Raw genomic sequence first — 13,833 nt, forward strand, 5'->3', positions numbered from 1 at the left:
GAGTGGACAAACGATGCAAAAAATAGTGATCTTTCCTTTTTTAAGGATGCGATCCGGTCATCATCTGGTTGCCGAAGCCATCGCCGAACGACTGCAAGGTCCGGGGGTTGAAGTCAAGGAAATAGAATTGCTCAGTACGATCAGCCCGTTTGCGGAATGGGTGACATCGAAGTTTTACCTGAACTGGATCCGACACTTCTCAAACGGCTATAGCCGTTTTTATCACCAGCATATTGCCGGACGTTCGAGCAATGCGCGGTCGACAGGGTGGACGTCGCATTATTTCCAACAACAGATGTTACGGATCATCCGGACGGAACAACCGGACGTCATCATCTGTACACATGCGTTTCCCTCCTATCTTTTGAATCAATTAAAAGAACGAAACCTTTGTGACGTACCGGTCATCAATGCCTATACCGATTTATTCGTCAGCCGCGTCTGGGGAAAGACGCATATCGAGTATCATCTGTTGCCGAATCGTGAGGCAAGGCAAGAATTGCACGAGCATCATGCTGTACCCATTGAGCGCTTGTTCGTGACGGGTATCCCCGTCCATCCAGCAATCGCTGGCGGTTCCATTTTTCGCTCGACGCAGTCACGCAAACAAATTCTTGTCGCAGGCGGAAACGGTGGACTAGGTCAACTCGAGACCTTACTGACGCAGATCGAACAATGTCCAGAAGCAGATTTCCATGTCTTATGTGGGAAGAACCAAACATTGTACAAACGACTAGCTTCGCGACGTCATCCACATATCCATCCGCTCACCTATATCGATTCACGGGATGAGATGAATCAGCTGTATGAACGAATGGATGCGATCGTTACGAAACCGGGTGGCGTGACGGTCAGTGAAGCATTCGAAAAACGTGTACCGTTGTTCATTCAGCACGTCCTACCGGGACAAGAAGAGATCAATCGTACGTATTTGATGGAGAAAGGACTTGCGTTCGCATTTCATCAAACGGATACACTCGCGGACGTCATCCGTCGGACGCTTGAGAACCCAGACGTCATGCATGCTTGGCAACAAGCAGTCACGCAGTATCAAAATGATCGCGTCATGGCCGATCAGCGGTTCTTCGCGGAACGGATTGCGGGTTGCCTGCAAGACCGTCGCCGAAAAGTAAATGAATAAAAGGGAGTTAGTTTCTATGCGTTCACGTCTTATCACAGCAGGAATTCTCGCGACACTCGCCTATACGGTCGTCCCGTACGTGGCATCACGCGTCTTTGGATGGCGCGTGACAAAATCACTGAACTCACGATACGTCGCCTTAACGTTCGATGATGGTCCAGATCCCGTCTATACGGCAGAACTGCTCGATCTCTTAAAACAAGAAGGCATTCAGGCGACGTTTTTTGTCGTTGGTCATAAAGCAGAAGCACATCCGGACCTCATTCGCCGGATACACGACGAAGGGCATCAACTCGGTATCCACAATTACGTCCATCGACCGAACTGGTCGATGCGACCGTCGACGGTCCGGGCAGGAATCGAGCGGACGGCTATGATCATTGAACGGATCACCGGTGAACGTCCGACGGTCTATCGTCCACCGTGGGGTGCACTCAATGCCGGAGATGTCCTCTGTCCAACCGCTTACAAGATGATTCTCTGGTCGAAGATGGCGGAAGACTGGAAGGTGGAAGGCGGGACAGTAAAAATCAAGAGGCTACTATCGAATGTGTCAGAAGGAGATATCATCTTGCTCCACGATAACGGGGATACGTTCGGTGCGGACCCACAAGCACCCGTGCAGACGATTGCGGCGCTGAAAGAACTCTTGCCGGAGTGGAAAGCACGCGGCTTACAGTTTCGGCGAATCGATCAAGCATAAAGAAAGAGGACTTACCGCTTTCATGGTAAGTCCTCTTTTGCATGGATTAAGCATTGCGTGACATGTCGTCCTCGTCTGCTTGACTATGATGGAGGATCAAGCGTCGTACGACGAACGAGCGTAAGAATAGGATGAAGGTGATGACCGGAAGTAGTAACCACCAAGATTGCGTCAAAAATAAGTCGTCGAACGTCGTGATCATGACGAAATGACGACCAATGTAAAGCCACATGAAAAAGGAACTGACGAATAGAATTGCTTCCGCCGTTGTCATGAACTCAAACTCATTTTTCATTGAACCACTCCTTATGGATGGATTTGATTTATTTTACACTATCCACCATATCACAAGACCGATACCAATGCCCCAACAACCTAATACGAACGCTAGACCATAACGTCGGAGTAATGGAAAGGAACGCGTTCCTTGTTGTTCAAGTCGCCGTTGTGCTTGTGTCAAGATCTCTTTAGGAATCGAATGGATGATGAAGTAGATACCGAGTGGAACGAGTAAGAGATCGTCGAGAAGACCGATGACAGGCAGAAAATCTGGTATCAAGTCGATCGGACTGATAGTATAGGCGATTAAGGCGATGATTCCCCATTTGATATGACGAGATAAACGAGGATGTTCGATTGCATAAGAGAGGACTGATAATTGTTGCTTCATCCGTCTAGCGATGCGTTTCATTCGCTCTAACATAGACGAGTACTACTTTCTTATGAGCGAACCGGTTCCCGTTCGTTTGTCGTGACGGCTGCCTCGTCATCCGCTTCATACAGAATGACACGATTTCGTCCTTGTTCCTTTGAGGCATATAATGCGTCGTCCGCAAGAATATTCATTCGTTGAATGGCGATATGTTTCCCGTGAGCGATCCCGACGGATGCCGTGATGGCAATCGACGGGGATCCGTCGAGCTGAAAGTGTGTGTTCGCGATCCGTTCTCGAATCCGGTTAGCGACTTTCGTGACTTTTGGAGGCGTGAGATCATAGATGAGGACCATGAATTCTTCGCCGCCAATTCGAGCAGTGATATCATGCGGACGTGTCTCTTCCTGCAAGATTCGTGCAAACTGTTGCAAGACGAGATCACCGTTCGCATGACCGTACGTATCGTTGACATGCTTGAAATGATCGATATCGAGCGCGAGCACATTGTAGACGCGTCCTTCTGCTTCAAGCAATGTCGTCCGTTCGTCCCAGACACGCCGATTGTACAGTCCTGTCAAGTGATCGAGTTCTGCTGATTGTTTATAACGCTGGACCTGTTCGTTGAGCAACTGAAAGTCGATCGTCAAGAGGCTCGATAACAGTCCAACTGCAAGTCCGATCGTCCACGTTGAAGCAAGTAAACGAAGTGCGGCGTCACTGAAGCCGAGATTGATCGAGACAGCGATCGAGATCATGAACAATGACCAGACGTTCATGATCAGGTTTTGCAAGAGCGGTCGATGGAGTAACCGCTTATGAATGAAGTACATCCCGGTGCTGATGCCGAGGACTGCGAGAAAGGCGACGATTGATTGCGGGGTCCAGCCGAAGTAAAATCGAGAACAACCGATGATCAGCGTCGCGATGATGAGAGGCGAGCGAAAGCCATAAAAAGCGAGCAGGACGAGCGGTAAATGACGTAAGTCCATCCGTAACGATTCATTGACTGCAATTCCTTTAAACATCAATAGCACGCCGAGTAGTCCGGTCGCAAGACCAACGATGAGGGACTTCATTCTGCTCGATGCGAGGCGTTGACTATAGATGATTTTAGCGATTAAATAAAAGCCGGTGAAGGCGATACAGGCATTCAATAACAACTCGGCAATGAACATGAGTTCCACATCCTTGAGTATGATACTTTCACGATAGCAGTTTGATAAGGGATGTCAACGAGAGAGACTCAAAATTTTAAAGATTCAGGAAAAGCCTTGCTCGATTGAAAGTATTTGGTAAAATAAGAGATCTTCAGGAAAAGGGAGGGATGAAGTGAAATTAAAACGTCTTATGATTGAGGCACGGAAACTTGACGGACGTCCGCACTATTCGTGGGATGGATATGTCCTAAAGCAGACAAAAGACTATCTACTCGTCGCGAATATTCCAGGGCGGACGCTTCATCATCATCGTCGCGCAACCGTTTATACATACGACAACTATAGTCTCGAATTCTATCCGTTTGAAGCTGATTTCACGGTTGGTCTCGATATAGAACGGACGGGAGAGATGAGCTATTACTGCAATATCTGTCTTCCGTCAGTCCTTCAAGATGAAACATTATCGTTCATCGATCTGGATCTTGATCTCGTCTATCGAAACGGAGTGTGGCAAGTCGTCGACGAGGACGAATTTATGGAGAACCAACGGCTCTATCACTATCCGGTTGAATTGATTGAACGAACCCGTGCGTCATTGCTGAACCTTCAAGAACGGATCGCGCAGCAACAGTTTCCGTTTGACGGCTATTTAGATGCTTTCATCCTGACCGTCATGAACATGAATGATGGAAAGGATACCCAATAAAAAAACCGCGATATTACGCATTTAGTCTGTTCCCTTTTTGTCGCAAGACGTTTGAGTCAGTCTATACGTTGACTCTCTTGATTCTATCATTAAAGATAGGGGTCCACCTGTTTGTCTCGTCTTAGTAGAGTAATCCGATGTAGTTCAATGAAACATCCTGTAGTGAGATTAACGTCGTCTACTTAATAATATGGAAGTCGCTGAACGTTCGTTTGTGATCCAAGCGTACTTTAAACAACGAACAAACGGCTTGAGTCCGGTAAAGTACCGAATTCAAGCCGTTTTAAGGGACATTCGTTCATCTGTTAACGATTCATTCATGAAGTAACAATATGTTTCTTCATCATGTATTGCATGCAATTAAAAAAGGCACTGATGGCTAGTGGGATGATGACGATACTTATTCCTACAAGCACTAATCCAGGAGCATCATCTAACTGACCTATATAAAAGAATACGGGAAGAATAGAAATCGCTAAAACAGCAATCACGAGGAATGCCTTTTTAATGCTATTCGACGATGAAGAAATACGAATAGCCGCGTCCTGACTTTTTGTAAAGGCGCTTAAAATGCGGAAACCGTGAAAAATAGAAGCCAATAGCGGTATAAGAGCAATATAAGCAACGATCAATACGACATATCCTGGTTTTTCAAAAATGATTGAACTCTTGATTCCGTTCAGCAATGTAGGGATTGCATAGCCCGCTAAACCCAGTAGACCAAGAGATAGTACAAATAGGCATGACTTTAGTAAAAAAACACTTAACTTTGGGGGATTCATGGTAGCAATCCTTCTTTCCATATGACTTTTCATTTAATGATCTATGTAAAGTGTATGATGAAATACGAACTATTACGTAAGCCTTTAGACTGATTTTGTAACGATTAATATAAAGCTAACCGCATTACCGCGTTCTTTAGATATCAATATGTTTAAGTGTCATTGTGATAAAAAATAAAAAATGTAAAAGAGAAGTAAAGGGAGGTATGATGAATGAAAACGATTCGTTGTCACCGTGCATTTGGAGTCTATGGCTTATTAATGAAAGAGGATGCTTTACTCGTAATCGATAAAAATGGTGGACCGTACATCAATCGCTATGATTTACCAGGGGGTAGCCTAGAAGAAGGGGAGACACTCGCTACGGCGATGCGCCGTGAGTTCACAGAAGAGACAGGGCTTGAGGTAGAGCTCGAACGACAGATCGGCGTCGCTGACTTCAAGCTCCCGTGGGACTGGCGGGAGTTCGATGAAGTCCATCATATCGCCGTCTTTTATCTCGTTCGACAGACCGGTGGAACGCTTGGCATTCCCGAGCAATTCGTCGGACAAGACTCACTCGGTGCGCGTTGGGTCAAGGCGAGTGAAGTTTCAATCGACAATGCGTCACCGCTCGTACTTGAAGCATTCCGCTGGATTGAGGAACAACAACTCGATCTTGAGGTACGACACTTTTCGAATTGGGATGTCTTAAAATGAATCGAAGCGCTCTTCGCATGCGGAGAGCGCTTTTTCATGTTCAATTGGCTAGCGCAGCGTCGAGTCGTCGTTTTTGATGCCGGTGATGCGCGAGATGGTACGAGACGAGGGCATACCACTCGGCAGCGTTCAACCAGCCCATCCCACCGTGTTGCGTCTTTTGATCAACGGGTGTCGCCTGAGCAATCGTTGCTAGCGTTACGTGACGATCAATCAGTTGCAACCAACGTGTCCTTATTTGTTCAACCTGATCCGTCTCGTTCGGTGGTGCGTTCATCGCATCCGGTAATCGAATCGGTGTCGCCGGAAATGCACCGACAGCAAATAACTGTTCGCCGAACGGTGACTTTCCGGACGTGGTCACGGGTGCGAACCGGCACGACTCGACTTCATCCAAATACTCATGACTGACGACGATCAAATGATCGTACATTTGACTAATCGACCACGTGTCATGATCGAGATGATGAATCAACGCCTCCGGCTCATAGCGATCAAGTTCTTGTAGATAATAGGTGAATAGTTCGTTCATCCTGTCACTCCTCTCAAAAAATATCTTCTTCACTCTTTTCGAACAATCTTCGACTTCTTCCTGTCATATTTCCTAGAAAGGAGGAATCACCATGCAAGCTCCATATCTTCCGGTTCCCCATACGCTCTTACGGAGCGGGACGGCATTCGCGTCCGTCCATGAAAAAATGATCTACCTGATCCTTGAAAGCTTCAGTGGTCAAGATGGTCAAGCATTTCCGTCCTATCAGACGATCGCCGATGCTGTTCCGTGCAGTAAATCGACAGTCAAGTCGTGTATACAGTCCTTGATCGCAAGTGGTCGGATCGAGAAAGTCGAACGGTTCACGAAACACGGAGGACAGACCTCAAATGCTTACCGTGTCCTGCCCCGTGTTGACACACCGTCCCCGGCGAGTCACGAGACGACTGCCTCCGAGGTTTCTGCTGACTCCGAAGAAGAAGTCTTGAAGAAAACGACTTTAAAAAAGGAACTGGTGCAGCAGTACGAAACGAATCTAGGTAAAGCGACACCACGAATCGAGCAGGAATTGCTACAGCTTGCATCAGAGCATCCGATTGAGCGAATCCAGTATGCGATCGAAGAGGCAGCGCGAGCGAACAGTCGTCATTTCGGTTACATCGAACAAGTCATCAAGCGTCTCGCGACCGGATTACCAGCTGAACGACGGAAACGAATAACCAAACGTTCAAGAAGAGAAACTTCATTATTTCAATTACCGAATTGGATAGAACAAGAAAGAACAGCGCAACGAGCATATGAAGCACACCAGAAGGAGAACCAGATCATACCTGACGACGTCGAAATTGCTGAACTATTACAAGGACTGACAAGGGAGGGAGCCTGATGCAACTGGAAGAAATACTCCGACGTGCCAATCAAAAACTATCCGTTCCGGGCATGCATCCGTCTGTCGTCCGGATCGCGCGTGACGCGATTCGAGAGCTGTATCCGCATGGGATCAAACTCGGTATAGCACAAAGCTTTCGAAGCATCGCGGAACAGAATGCGTTGTATGCAAAAGGACGGACGACACCAGGACCCATCGTGACGCAAGCCCGCGGAGGACAATCGAACCATAACTTCGGTGTAGCAATCGATGTCTTTCTCTATCAGGATGGGGCAATTTTCCTTTCTCCGCCAGACGCGCGACTCCGGCGGATCGTTGTAGCGATGAAACGACGCGGAATGGACTGGGGAGGTGATTGGTCTCGTTTTCCTGATTACCCACATTTTGAACTGTACGATCATGTCAGTCTTGCCCGCCATCATGTGCCAAAACCGGGACACTATCTACGGGAGCGCATCCAAGCACCGGAACTCGTCCGAGCCATCGAAAAACGCTTGGGTCTTGTGGTGACAGGAATCTTTGATGCCCGATTGACGCACGCCGTTCGAACGTTCCAACAGACATGTCGTCTAGTCGCTGACGGGATTGTTGGTCCGCAAACATGGCGTCGTCTCTTTCCAGTGTCACCATGATTCGTCTTCAGGCGTGGATCCGCCTCTTGATTCCGCTCTATGTCTTCCTTGAGTTACTCTTACCGACGCTCGGTTTTACAGCATTGCCAGTGTCGTCAAGTGACGTCGAACGGTTCGTGACGGGTCTGATCGGACTGGTTGGTCTACTCGTCGCTTGGTGGAAGAACAATGACGTGACTGAGCGGGCAATGAGACGAAGGCAGGCACAGGAACAGTTGGAAAACACATCCTTGACCGATTAAGAAAGCTGGAAGCGTTTGGAATGTGTCGGCAACGGGCATTATTTCATACAAACGACTAACAGTTTGATTTCAAGACACCGATAGAAGGGATAGACTTTAGTCAATTAGAAAGAGAAAGAAAGGTCGGTCTTTTTGTGAAATGGTCAACGTTGCAGCGCTATTTGTTTTTGGCACTCTGTGCGCTTTTGTTTACAAGCGTTTGGAGCTATCAAGCTTTCCTGAAAATCGAACGAGAGAATGCACGCATCTTAAACGAGGCGATTCCGATCTCGACGGAAGCAGCGGAGTTGTTTCCGGCGTTGCTAAATCTTGAACTGGTCGTTCGCAGTTACATCCTCACACCGAACGAAGCGGATTTAGCCCAGTATGATCGGACGATTGATCGGCTTGATCAAACGGTCAAGCGACTCAATCAACTCGATGAGAATCATCCAATCATGCGAAAACTCGTCCGGACGGAAGTGATTCCCCGGATCGAGACGGCAGTCCGATTTTATGATGCCCAACTGGCACTCGTTCGAAGCGGGGATCAATCAGCCGCTGAGGCAAAGCGCTATCAAGGGATGCAGTTCATCGAGACGTTTCGCCCGATCGATGCCCGTCTACGGACGGACGTCAACCGAATCATTGCTGAAGCAACGAATCGTTCCGAACAAGCATCGAGTGCTGCGAAATGGGTCATCGTTGTTGTCGCAAGCATTGCCGTTCTTGTCTTGATTGCCTTCATCCAGACGTTTCGGATGGAACGCAGTAAACAAGCCTTGATTCATCGTTCGCTTCACGACGCCTTGACCGGCATCCCGAATCGACGGGCGTTCGATGAACGATTGGAGCAACTCCTCGAAGAAGCCAAACAACAGCAGACACCACTCTCCCTGATTTTGATCGATGTCGATGCCTTTAAGTCGTATAATGATACGTATGGTCATTTAAAAGGGGATGAATGTTTAAAAGAAGTCGCCCGCGTCTTGAAGCGTCAAGCACGGCATGGGCAAGTCGCACGGTACGGTGGGGAGGAGTTCACGGTCTTGTTGTCGCGTGGAGCAGAAGAAACCCGGCACATTGCAGAACGAATTCGTCAGGACATTCTCGATTTGAATATCGTACATGAACGCTATGAACCACTTTGTCGGGTCAGTGTCAGTCTTGGCTTGACGTCGCTTGTACCCGGAGCAGAAACGACGGAAAAAGAGGTGATCGACCAAGCCGATCAAGCGTTATATCGGGCGAAAGAGAATGGTCGGAACCAAATCAGTGACATGGCAGGGTAATGCATAATCAGATGGGAATGAAGAATGCTGATACAGGTAGGATTTGTTTTTGAAAAAACGCAAGATATGGAACACGCTGTTCGAATGGTCTTGGATGCATTTCATTCAGATATACGATGTCTTAGATACAGTTACGCGACGGATATCGATGGATCACATTGGAATGAGGAAAAGGGTCTTCCGAAAGACTGGCGTCCATTACTGAATCATCATTACGGGAATGCCTCGCTCGTCTTCTTAGCGTATCATGGTTTAATAACAGTACCGGTTCGAATGACGATTGAAAAAGAGCCTGACTGCTTTGGTTTTCGATTCGGTTTTCAAGAAGAGAAGTTAATTCCGTTGACGACCGACCAGCAAGAATTGATGTTCATGGAGGACATGCAAAGGATTGCTGACAGGTCAAGCGCTCTGTATGCCTTTTGTGATTTTGATGCGGAAATCGAGCATGCGATAACAGAACGGGAACACATCAATCGAGAATATGCGATTGTCTATTGGTCGCAGCAACAGACTTTTTTGAAGAATTCTTGGAAAATCGATGGTTTTACCAGCCGATGAACATAAAAATACCCCGCATGAGAGTGTACTTCTCATGCGGGGTATTTTTATGTTCATTGTAAAATAACGCAATACGATCGATCGGAAATGAGAGGCGCCGATATGACATAGACCGCTTTGACAGGAACACCACCGACACGTGCATCGAGTTGTTTGAGCTGGGACCGAATCTTGCGGCTTAAGCCATAGCGTGTTTCAGTACTGAGCTCATCGACATCTTCTTGGACGTGCAAGAGAAGTTGGAACGGTTCAAGTGAAAAGATTGAAAAATCACAGGAAATCCGCGGATCCTCGAATTTTTCATTCAATTCCTTCTTGATGTAATAGGCTTCTTGTGCACTGATCATCTTCTCTCACCTCACTCTCCTGGTTAAACGACTTTTTCTCTACTATAGTCTATATTACCCAGTTTTCTGGCAACTAATCGTCTGATTTTGAAAAATAGTCAATCCAAATCTTAAAAACCTTTGGAACCTTCTTTCAAGATGTCATCCTACTCGACAGCAAAAGAAAAACCGCCGAGCTTCAATGAGCAGGGCGGCAGGATTCAAGAGATCGATGATTGAACTTGGCATGTCCGAAGATACTGCTCCATCGCTTGGGCGAAGAAGGTCAATTGATGCGTCGAGATGACCGGTACCTTCCCATACCGCACTTCAAAGTAGAGCGGATCAACAGGAGATGGGAACGCAATCCGATCAAACCATTCCGTTACCGTCTCGTGGGTCCGGCGTTGTAAGAACAGTGGCAATTGTGCATTAAAGTGAGCGAGTTGTTTTCGAATTGAGTCAGCAGGCAGGTCTTTTGTCTCATAAATGAAGATTGGAAATCGTGGCGGAAGCACGTACCCTGATGGATTGATACGAGGTCGACGCAACCACTGGAGATAATGCCAGAAAAACCAGCTACAAAACAGGAGAATGAGACATAGTATGAGAAGATAAGGAGGTGTAGTCACCGAAGAATCGAACCCTGTCCGGAACCATGGAGCTGGTGGATCGACTTCGCTCATCGTGACCGTGCTCTCGCCATAAGACGTTCCTTCTTCGATCGTATCGAAGATCGATTCCTTTGGACCGCAACGGTCGACGCAATATGTATTCGTTGCTGGATCAATTCCTCCAAGCAGTGACGTATAGAGCGACGGGACAAATTGTTGCATGATAAGTAGTAGTAGACAGACAAGTGGAATAAGAAGCAATAGGCGAGTGCGAAGCGTTTGCACGATAGGGACACCTCCTTTGACGAGTACGTTTAACAGACTTTCGCTACACAGTATAGCAAAAGTAGAGAGGGAATATTTTGATTTTTTCAAAAAATAGTCATTGATTTAGAAAGGAATGAACGAGATGGATTTACGATCGAGTTACCAAGAAACGACGAAACGTTTAGATGGACATGGTAGTCGGACGGTCGGCGTGTTACAAGAAGCGCTACGAACTGTCTCGGCTGATCAACCAAGTGACATCTATGGCAATGGCGAATTAATCAAGACGTTCGAGCGCAAGATGATAGACTTACTCGGGCACGACGATGCGGTCTTTTTCCCGAGTGGCACGATGGCGCAACAGATTGCGCTACGTATCTGGTCGGATGAACAGGACAATCGTAAGGTCGCGTATCACCCGCTCTGTCATCTCGAAATCCATGAACAGGACGGCTTAAAGAAATTGCACGGGATCGAACCAGTACTAGTCGGAGAAGCGGATCGGTTGATGACGATAGACGACGTCAAAGCTTTGCCGGACGTCAGTTGTCTGTTACTCGAACTGCCGCAACGCGAACTCGGCGGATTGCTTCCGTCGCGTGAAGAACTCGAAGTGATCTGTGCGTATGCCCGTGAACGAGGAATCCGTCTTCACTTGGACGGTGCCCGTTTACTTGAGGTCTTACCGTATTATGAGGCAGAAGCAAAGGACATCGCGCAACTGTTTGACAGTGTCTACATCTCTTTTTATAAGGGACTCGGCGGCGTCGCAGGAGCAATCTTAGCTGGACCAGAAACGTTTTGCCAAGAGGCACGGATCTGGAAACGTCGCTACGGCGGTGACTTGATTAGTCTATATCCGTATATTCTGTCTGCCGATCATTATTATGAACAACGAAAAGACGACATGGCAGAGTACCATGCAGCCGCAAAGGAGCTTGCGAGCAGTTTGAATGCGATTTCGGGCATCTCGACTCGTCCCCTAGAGCCAGTCTCGAACATGTTTCATCTCTACTTCAAGGCAGAAAAAGCAGTCGTCGAAGAAAAATTGATTGAAATCCAGTCGAACGGAAAAGTTGGTATCGCTGGTTATCTCGTTGAGAAAGATAGCGGCTGTGCGACGGAAATCAACATCGGCGACAGTTTTCTTGCGTTGACGCCTGACGAGCGTGAAACAGTCTATCGTCAATTGACGGAGGCGTTCTCAGAGGATTGAACAACATCAGGAGAGGGAATCGTAGGATGAAGGAGACGATAGGTGTCGACTTTTTCTGCGATCATTCGCTCCGTTTCTTGTAATGCTGCTAGTTGTGCTAAGACGTTCGCATGGTGGGCTTCAAGCAATGCGAGCCGTTCTTGCGTCGTATCCTGCTCGCCGTGAGCAAGAAACAGCGTCACGTAAGAACGGATTTGCTCGATCGGCATATGCGTTACGCGCAAGCGAAGGACGAACCGAAGCCACGTCACATCTTGGTCGTCGTATCGACGTTGACCGTTCTGGCGCTTCGGAAACAGTAGCTCTTCTTTCTCGTAATAGCGAATCGTATGGGCACTCGTATCGGTCAATCGACTGATTTCAGAAATCGTATACATACATCTCACCTTTCTGCTTGACTTAGAGTTCACTCTAAGGATTAGACTCTCACTATACCAAATCAAAAAGGGGATATGCTACATGAAGTACACGGTCATTACAGGAGCAAGTTCGGGGATTGGATATGAGACGGCAAAACTACTCGCAGGAAAAGGGAAATCACTCGTTCTCGTCGCGCGACGGACGTCTGAGCTCGAAAAACTTCGGGATGAAGTCAAACAAATCTCACCAGATAGTGATGTCATCCTCAAGTCGGTCGATCTCGCAGATAACCAAAATGTCCATGATTTATATGAGGGACTAAAGGAACTCGACATCGAGACGTGGATCAACAATGCTGGATTCGGCGATTTTGATCTCGTCCAGGACATTGAGCTCGGGAAAATCGAGAAAATGCTTCGCTTGAACATCGAGGCGCTGACGATTCTATCGAGTCTGTTCGTCCGCGATCATCATGACGTTGAAGGAACGACACTCGTCAATATCTCGTCAGCAGGTGGCTACCGGATCGTTCCGAACGCGGTCACGTATTGCGCGACGAAGTTCTATGTCAGTGCCTATACGGAAGGGCTAGCGCAAGAACTGCAAAAAGGTGGGGCAAAACTGCGGGCGAAAGTACTGGCACCAGCTGCGACAGAGACAGAGTTTGCGGATCGTTCGCGCGGCGAAGCAGGGTTCGACTACAGCAAGAACGTCAAAAAGTACCATACGGCGGCTGAGATGGCAGGCTTCCTGCATCAGTTGATCGAAAGTGACGCGATCGTCGGCATCGTCGACGGTGAGACGTATGAGTTTGAATTGCGTGGTCCGTTGTTCAACTACGCAGGATAAAATAGAACAAGGTCCCTTTTTCGAATGAGAAAGGGACCTTGCTTATGTAATCATGATCGATACGAATTTCAAGAATGAATCAAAAAAGGAAATCCATCATTTATTTTTTAAAGAGTTTTTTTGCTAATTTCCATACGACATAGACGACTGCGCCAATGATCAGAAGATTCATCAAGGCACCAAAAATCATGAATTGTCCCACGAGTTAACCACCTTTACATACTTTTTTTGGAGCGATAAGTATTCTATTTACGTTTTCGCTTTGAAAAC

Annotated in this window: 19 protein-coding genes; 11 read left to right on the plus strand and 8 right to left on the minus strand. The window is 47.4% G+C overall.

Annotation, left to right across the window (positions count from 1 at the left end):
- Positions 1-13 precede the first annotated feature (13 nt).
- Both ESP131_RS09895 and ESP131_RS09900 read left to right on the plus strand, forming a co-directional pair.
- Positions 14-1,141 (plus strand): MGDG synthase family glycosyltransferase, encoded by a 1,128-nt coding sequence (locus ESP131_RS09895; protein WP_069940591.1) that lies wholly within the window; start codon positions 14-16, stop codon positions 1,139-1,141.
- Between the two features lie 16 nt (positions 1,142-1,157).
- Positions 1,158-1,844 (plus strand): polysaccharide deacetylase family protein, encoded by a 687-nt coding sequence (locus tag ESP131_RS09900; protein ID WP_069940592.1) that lies wholly within the window; start codon positions 1,158-1,160, stop codon positions 1,842-1,844.
- A 46-nt stretch (positions 1,845-1,890) separates the two neighbouring features.
- Here the strand turns inward: ESP131_RS09900 and ESP131_RS09905 are convergent, their stop codons facing one another.
- From ESP131_RS09905 to ESP131_RS09915, 3 genes are read right to left on the minus strand one after another with little or no spacing between them, the layout of a single operon-like run.
- Complete coding sequence (locus ESP131_RS09905; protein WP_069940593.1) at positions 1,891-2,139, minus strand: hypothetical protein; 249 nt, start codon at positions 2,137-2,139, stop codon at positions 1,891-1,893.
- A gap of 33 nt (positions 2,140-2,172) precedes the next feature.
- Positions 2,173-2,535 (minus strand): YkvA family protein, encoded by a 363-nt coding sequence (locus ESP131_RS17010; RefSeq protein ID WP_442856547.1) that lies wholly within the window; start codon positions 2,533-2,535, stop codon positions 2,173-2,175.
- 29 nt (positions 2,536-2,564) lie between these two features.
- Positions 2,565-3,674 (minus strand): GGDEF domain-containing protein, encoded by a 1,110-nt coding sequence (locus tag ESP131_RS09915; RefSeq protein WP_069940595.1) that lies wholly within the window; start codon positions 3,672-3,674, stop codon positions 2,565-2,567.
- A gap of 154 nt (positions 3,675-3,828) precedes the next feature.
- On the opposite strand from ESP131_RS09915, the gene ESP131_RS09920 reads away from it, so the two are divergent.
- Entirely contained in the window at positions 3,829-4,362 is a 534-nt protein-coding gene (locus ESP131_RS09920; RefSeq protein ID WP_083254793.1) for a DUF402 domain-containing protein, read from the plus strand.
- Positions 4,363-4,679: 317 nt separating this feature from the next.
- On the opposite strand, the gene ESP131_RS09925 is transcribed toward ESP131_RS09920, so the two are convergent.
- Complete coding sequence (locus ESP131_RS09925; protein WP_035408172.1) at positions 4,680-5,144, minus strand: hypothetical protein; 465 nt, start codon at positions 5,142-5,144, stop codon at positions 4,680-4,682.
- A 213-nt stretch (positions 5,145-5,357) separates the two neighbouring features.
- On the opposite strand from ESP131_RS09925, the gene ESP131_RS09930 reads away from it, so the two are divergent.
- Positions 5,358-5,843 carry an NUDIX hydrolase gene (locus ESP131_RS09930; RefSeq protein ID WP_069940596.1) on the plus strand — a complete coding sequence of 162 codons (486 nt, stop codon included), beginning with the start codon at positions 5,358-5,360 and terminating at the stop codon, positions 5,841-5,843.
- Between the two features lie 40 nt (positions 5,844-5,883).
- Here the strand turns inward: ESP131_RS09930 and ESP131_RS09935 are convergent, their stop codons facing one another.
- Positions 5,884-6,375, minus strand: coding sequence for a DinB family protein (locus ESP131_RS09935; RefSeq protein ID WP_069940597.1), 492 nt, complete (start codon positions 6,373-6,375; stop codon positions 5,884-5,886).
- Positions 6,376-6,466: 91 nt separating this feature from the next.
- Between ESP131_RS09935 and ESP131_RS09940 the strand changes: the two genes are divergently transcribed.
- The 5 genes from ESP131_RS09940 (at position 6,467) to ESP131_RS09960 (ending at position 9,931) form a co-directional block, all read left to right on the plus strand.
- Positions 6,467-7,222 (plus strand): helix-turn-helix domain-containing protein, encoded by a 756-nt coding sequence (locus ESP131_RS09940; RefSeq protein WP_069940598.1) that lies wholly within the window; start codon positions 6,467-6,469, stop codon positions 7,220-7,222.
- Positions 7,222-7,857, plus strand: coding sequence for a M15 family metallopeptidase (locus tag ESP131_RS09945; protein ID WP_069940599.1), 636 nt, complete (start codon positions 7,222-7,224; stop codon positions 7,855-7,857). Before ESP131_RS09940 ends, ESP131_RS09945 begins: the two co-directional genes overlap by 1 nt.
- Positions 7,854-8,099 carry a phage holin gene (locus ESP131_RS09950; protein WP_069940600.1) on the plus strand — a complete coding sequence of 82 codons (246 nt, stop codon included), beginning with the start codon at positions 7,854-7,856 and terminating at the stop codon, positions 8,097-8,099. Before ESP131_RS09945 ends, ESP131_RS09950 begins: the two co-directional genes overlap by 4 nt.
- 134 nt (positions 8,100-8,233) lie before the next feature.
- Positions 8,234-9,370 (plus strand): GGDEF domain-containing protein, encoded by a 1,137-nt coding sequence (locus tag ESP131_RS09955; protein ID WP_069940601.1) that lies wholly within the window; start codon positions 8,234-8,236, stop codon positions 9,368-9,370.
- 66 nt (positions 9,371-9,436) lie between these two features.
- A complete protein-coding gene (locus ESP131_RS09960; RefSeq protein WP_197499321.1) occupies positions 9,437-9,931 on the plus strand; it encodes an Imm64 family immunity protein in 495 nt (164 codons plus the stop codon).
- Between the two features lie 53 nt (positions 9,932-9,984).
- Here ESP131_RS09960 and ESP131_RS09965 read toward each other — a convergent pair whose 3' ends face one another.
- Both ESP131_RS09965 and ESP131_RS09970 read right to left on the minus strand, forming a co-directional pair.
- Positions 9,985-10,278 carry a hypothetical protein gene (locus tag ESP131_RS09965; protein WP_029341604.1) on the minus strand — a complete coding sequence of 98 codons (294 nt, stop codon included), beginning with the start codon at positions 10,276-10,278 and terminating at the stop codon, positions 9,985-9,987.
- Between the two features lie 200 nt (positions 10,279-10,478).
- On the minus strand, positions 10,479-11,156 hold the full coding sequence (locus ESP131_RS09970; RefSeq protein ID WP_069940603.1) for a hypothetical protein: 678 nt from the start codon (positions 11,154-11,156) through the stop codon (positions 10,479-10,481).
- Positions 11,157-11,280: 124 nt separating this feature from the next.
- On the opposite strand from ESP131_RS09970, the gene ESP131_RS09975 reads away from it, so the two are divergent.
- On the plus strand, positions 11,281-12,354 hold the full coding sequence (locus ESP131_RS09975) for a threonine aldolase family protein (RefSeq protein ID WP_069940604.1): 1,074 nt from the start codon (positions 11,281-11,283) through the stop codon (positions 12,352-12,354).
- On the opposite strand, the gene ESP131_RS09980 is transcribed toward ESP131_RS09975, so the two are convergent.
- On the minus strand, positions 12,324-12,731 hold the full coding sequence (locus tag ESP131_RS09980) for a MerR family transcriptional regulator (protein WP_069940605.1): 408 nt from the start codon (positions 12,729-12,731) through the stop codon (positions 12,324-12,326). The genes ESP131_RS09975 and ESP131_RS09980 overlap by 31 nt on opposite strands.
- An 82-nt stretch (positions 12,732-12,813) precedes the next feature.
- Here ESP131_RS09980 and ESP131_RS09985 point away from each other — a divergent pair, with 82 nt between their 5' ends.
- Positions 12,814-13,563: an SDR family NAD(P)-dependent oxidoreductase gene (locus tag ESP131_RS09985; protein WP_064300902.1), complete on the plus strand. Its 750-nt coding sequence runs from the start codon at positions 12,814-12,816 to the stop codon at positions 13,561-13,563.
- Positions 13,564-13,833 lie beyond the last annotated feature (270 nt).

Origin of the sequence: Exiguobacterium sp. U13-1 (assembly GCF_001750115.1) — a bacterium.
GTDB classification, from domain to species: Bacteria; Bacillota; Bacilli; order Exiguobacteriales; family Exiguobacteriaceae; genus Exiguobacterium_A; species Exiguobacterium_A acetylicum.

Coding starts and splice junctions, on each gene's coding strand:
- ESP131_RS09925 (WP_035408172.1), bottom strand. CDS start 5,144: ATGAATCCCCCAAAGTTAAGTGTTTTTTTACTAAAGTCATGCCTATTT.
- ESP131_RS09915 (WP_069940595.1), bottom strand. CDS start 3,674: ATGTTCATTGCCGAGTTGTTATTGAATGCCTGTATCGCCTTCACCGGC.
- ESP131_RS09930 (WP_069940596.1), top strand. CDS start 5,358: ATGAAAACGATTCGTTGTCACCGTGCATTTGGAGTCTATGGCTTATTA.
- ESP131_RS17010 (WP_442856547.1), bottom strand. CDS start 2,535: ATGAAACGCATCGCTAGACGGATGAAGCAACAATTATCAGTCCTCTCT.
- ESP131_RS09950 (WP_069940600.1), top strand. CDS start 7,854: ATGATTCGTCTTCAGGCGTGGATCCGCCTCTTGATTCCGCTCTATGTC.
- ESP131_RS09985 (WP_064300902.1), top strand. CDS start 12,814: ATGAAGTACACGGTCATTACAGGAGCAAGTTCGGGGATTGGATATGAG.
- ESP131_RS09975 (WP_069940604.1), top strand. CDS start 11,281: ATGGATTTACGATCGAGTTACCAAGAAACGACGAAACGTTTAGATGGA.
- ESP131_RS09960 (WP_197499321.1), top strand. CDS start 9,437: ATGGAACACGCTGTTCGAATGGTCTTGGATGCATTTCATTCAGATATA.
- ESP131_RS09945 (WP_069940599.1), top strand. CDS start 7,222: ATGCAACTGGAAGAAATACTCCGACGTGCCAATCAAAAACTATCCGTT.
- ESP131_RS09935 (WP_069940597.1), bottom strand. CDS start 6,375: ATGAACGAACTATTCACCTATTATCTACAAGAACTTGATCGCTATGAG.
- ESP131_RS09965 (WP_029341604.1), bottom strand. CDS start 10,278: ATGATCAGTGCACAAGAAGCCTATTACATCAAGAAGGAATTGAATGAA.
- ESP131_RS09895 (WP_069940591.1), top strand. CDS start 14: ATGCAAAAAATAGTGATCTTTCCTTTTTTAAGGATGCGATCCGGTCAT.
- ESP131_RS09900 (WP_069940592.1), top strand. CDS start 1,158: ATGCGTTCACGTCTTATCACAGCAGGAATTCTCGCGACACTCGCCTAT.
- ESP131_RS09905 (WP_069940593.1), bottom strand. CDS start 2,139: ATGAAAAATGAGTTTGAGTTCATGACAACGGCGGAAGCAATTCTATTC.
- ESP131_RS09980 (WP_069940605.1), bottom strand. CDS start 12,731: ATGTATACGATTTCTGAAATCAGTCGATTGACCGATACGAGTGCCCAT.
- ESP131_RS09940 (WP_069940598.1), top strand. CDS start 6,467: ATGCAAGCTCCATATCTTCCGGTTCCCCATACGCTCTTACGGAGCGGG.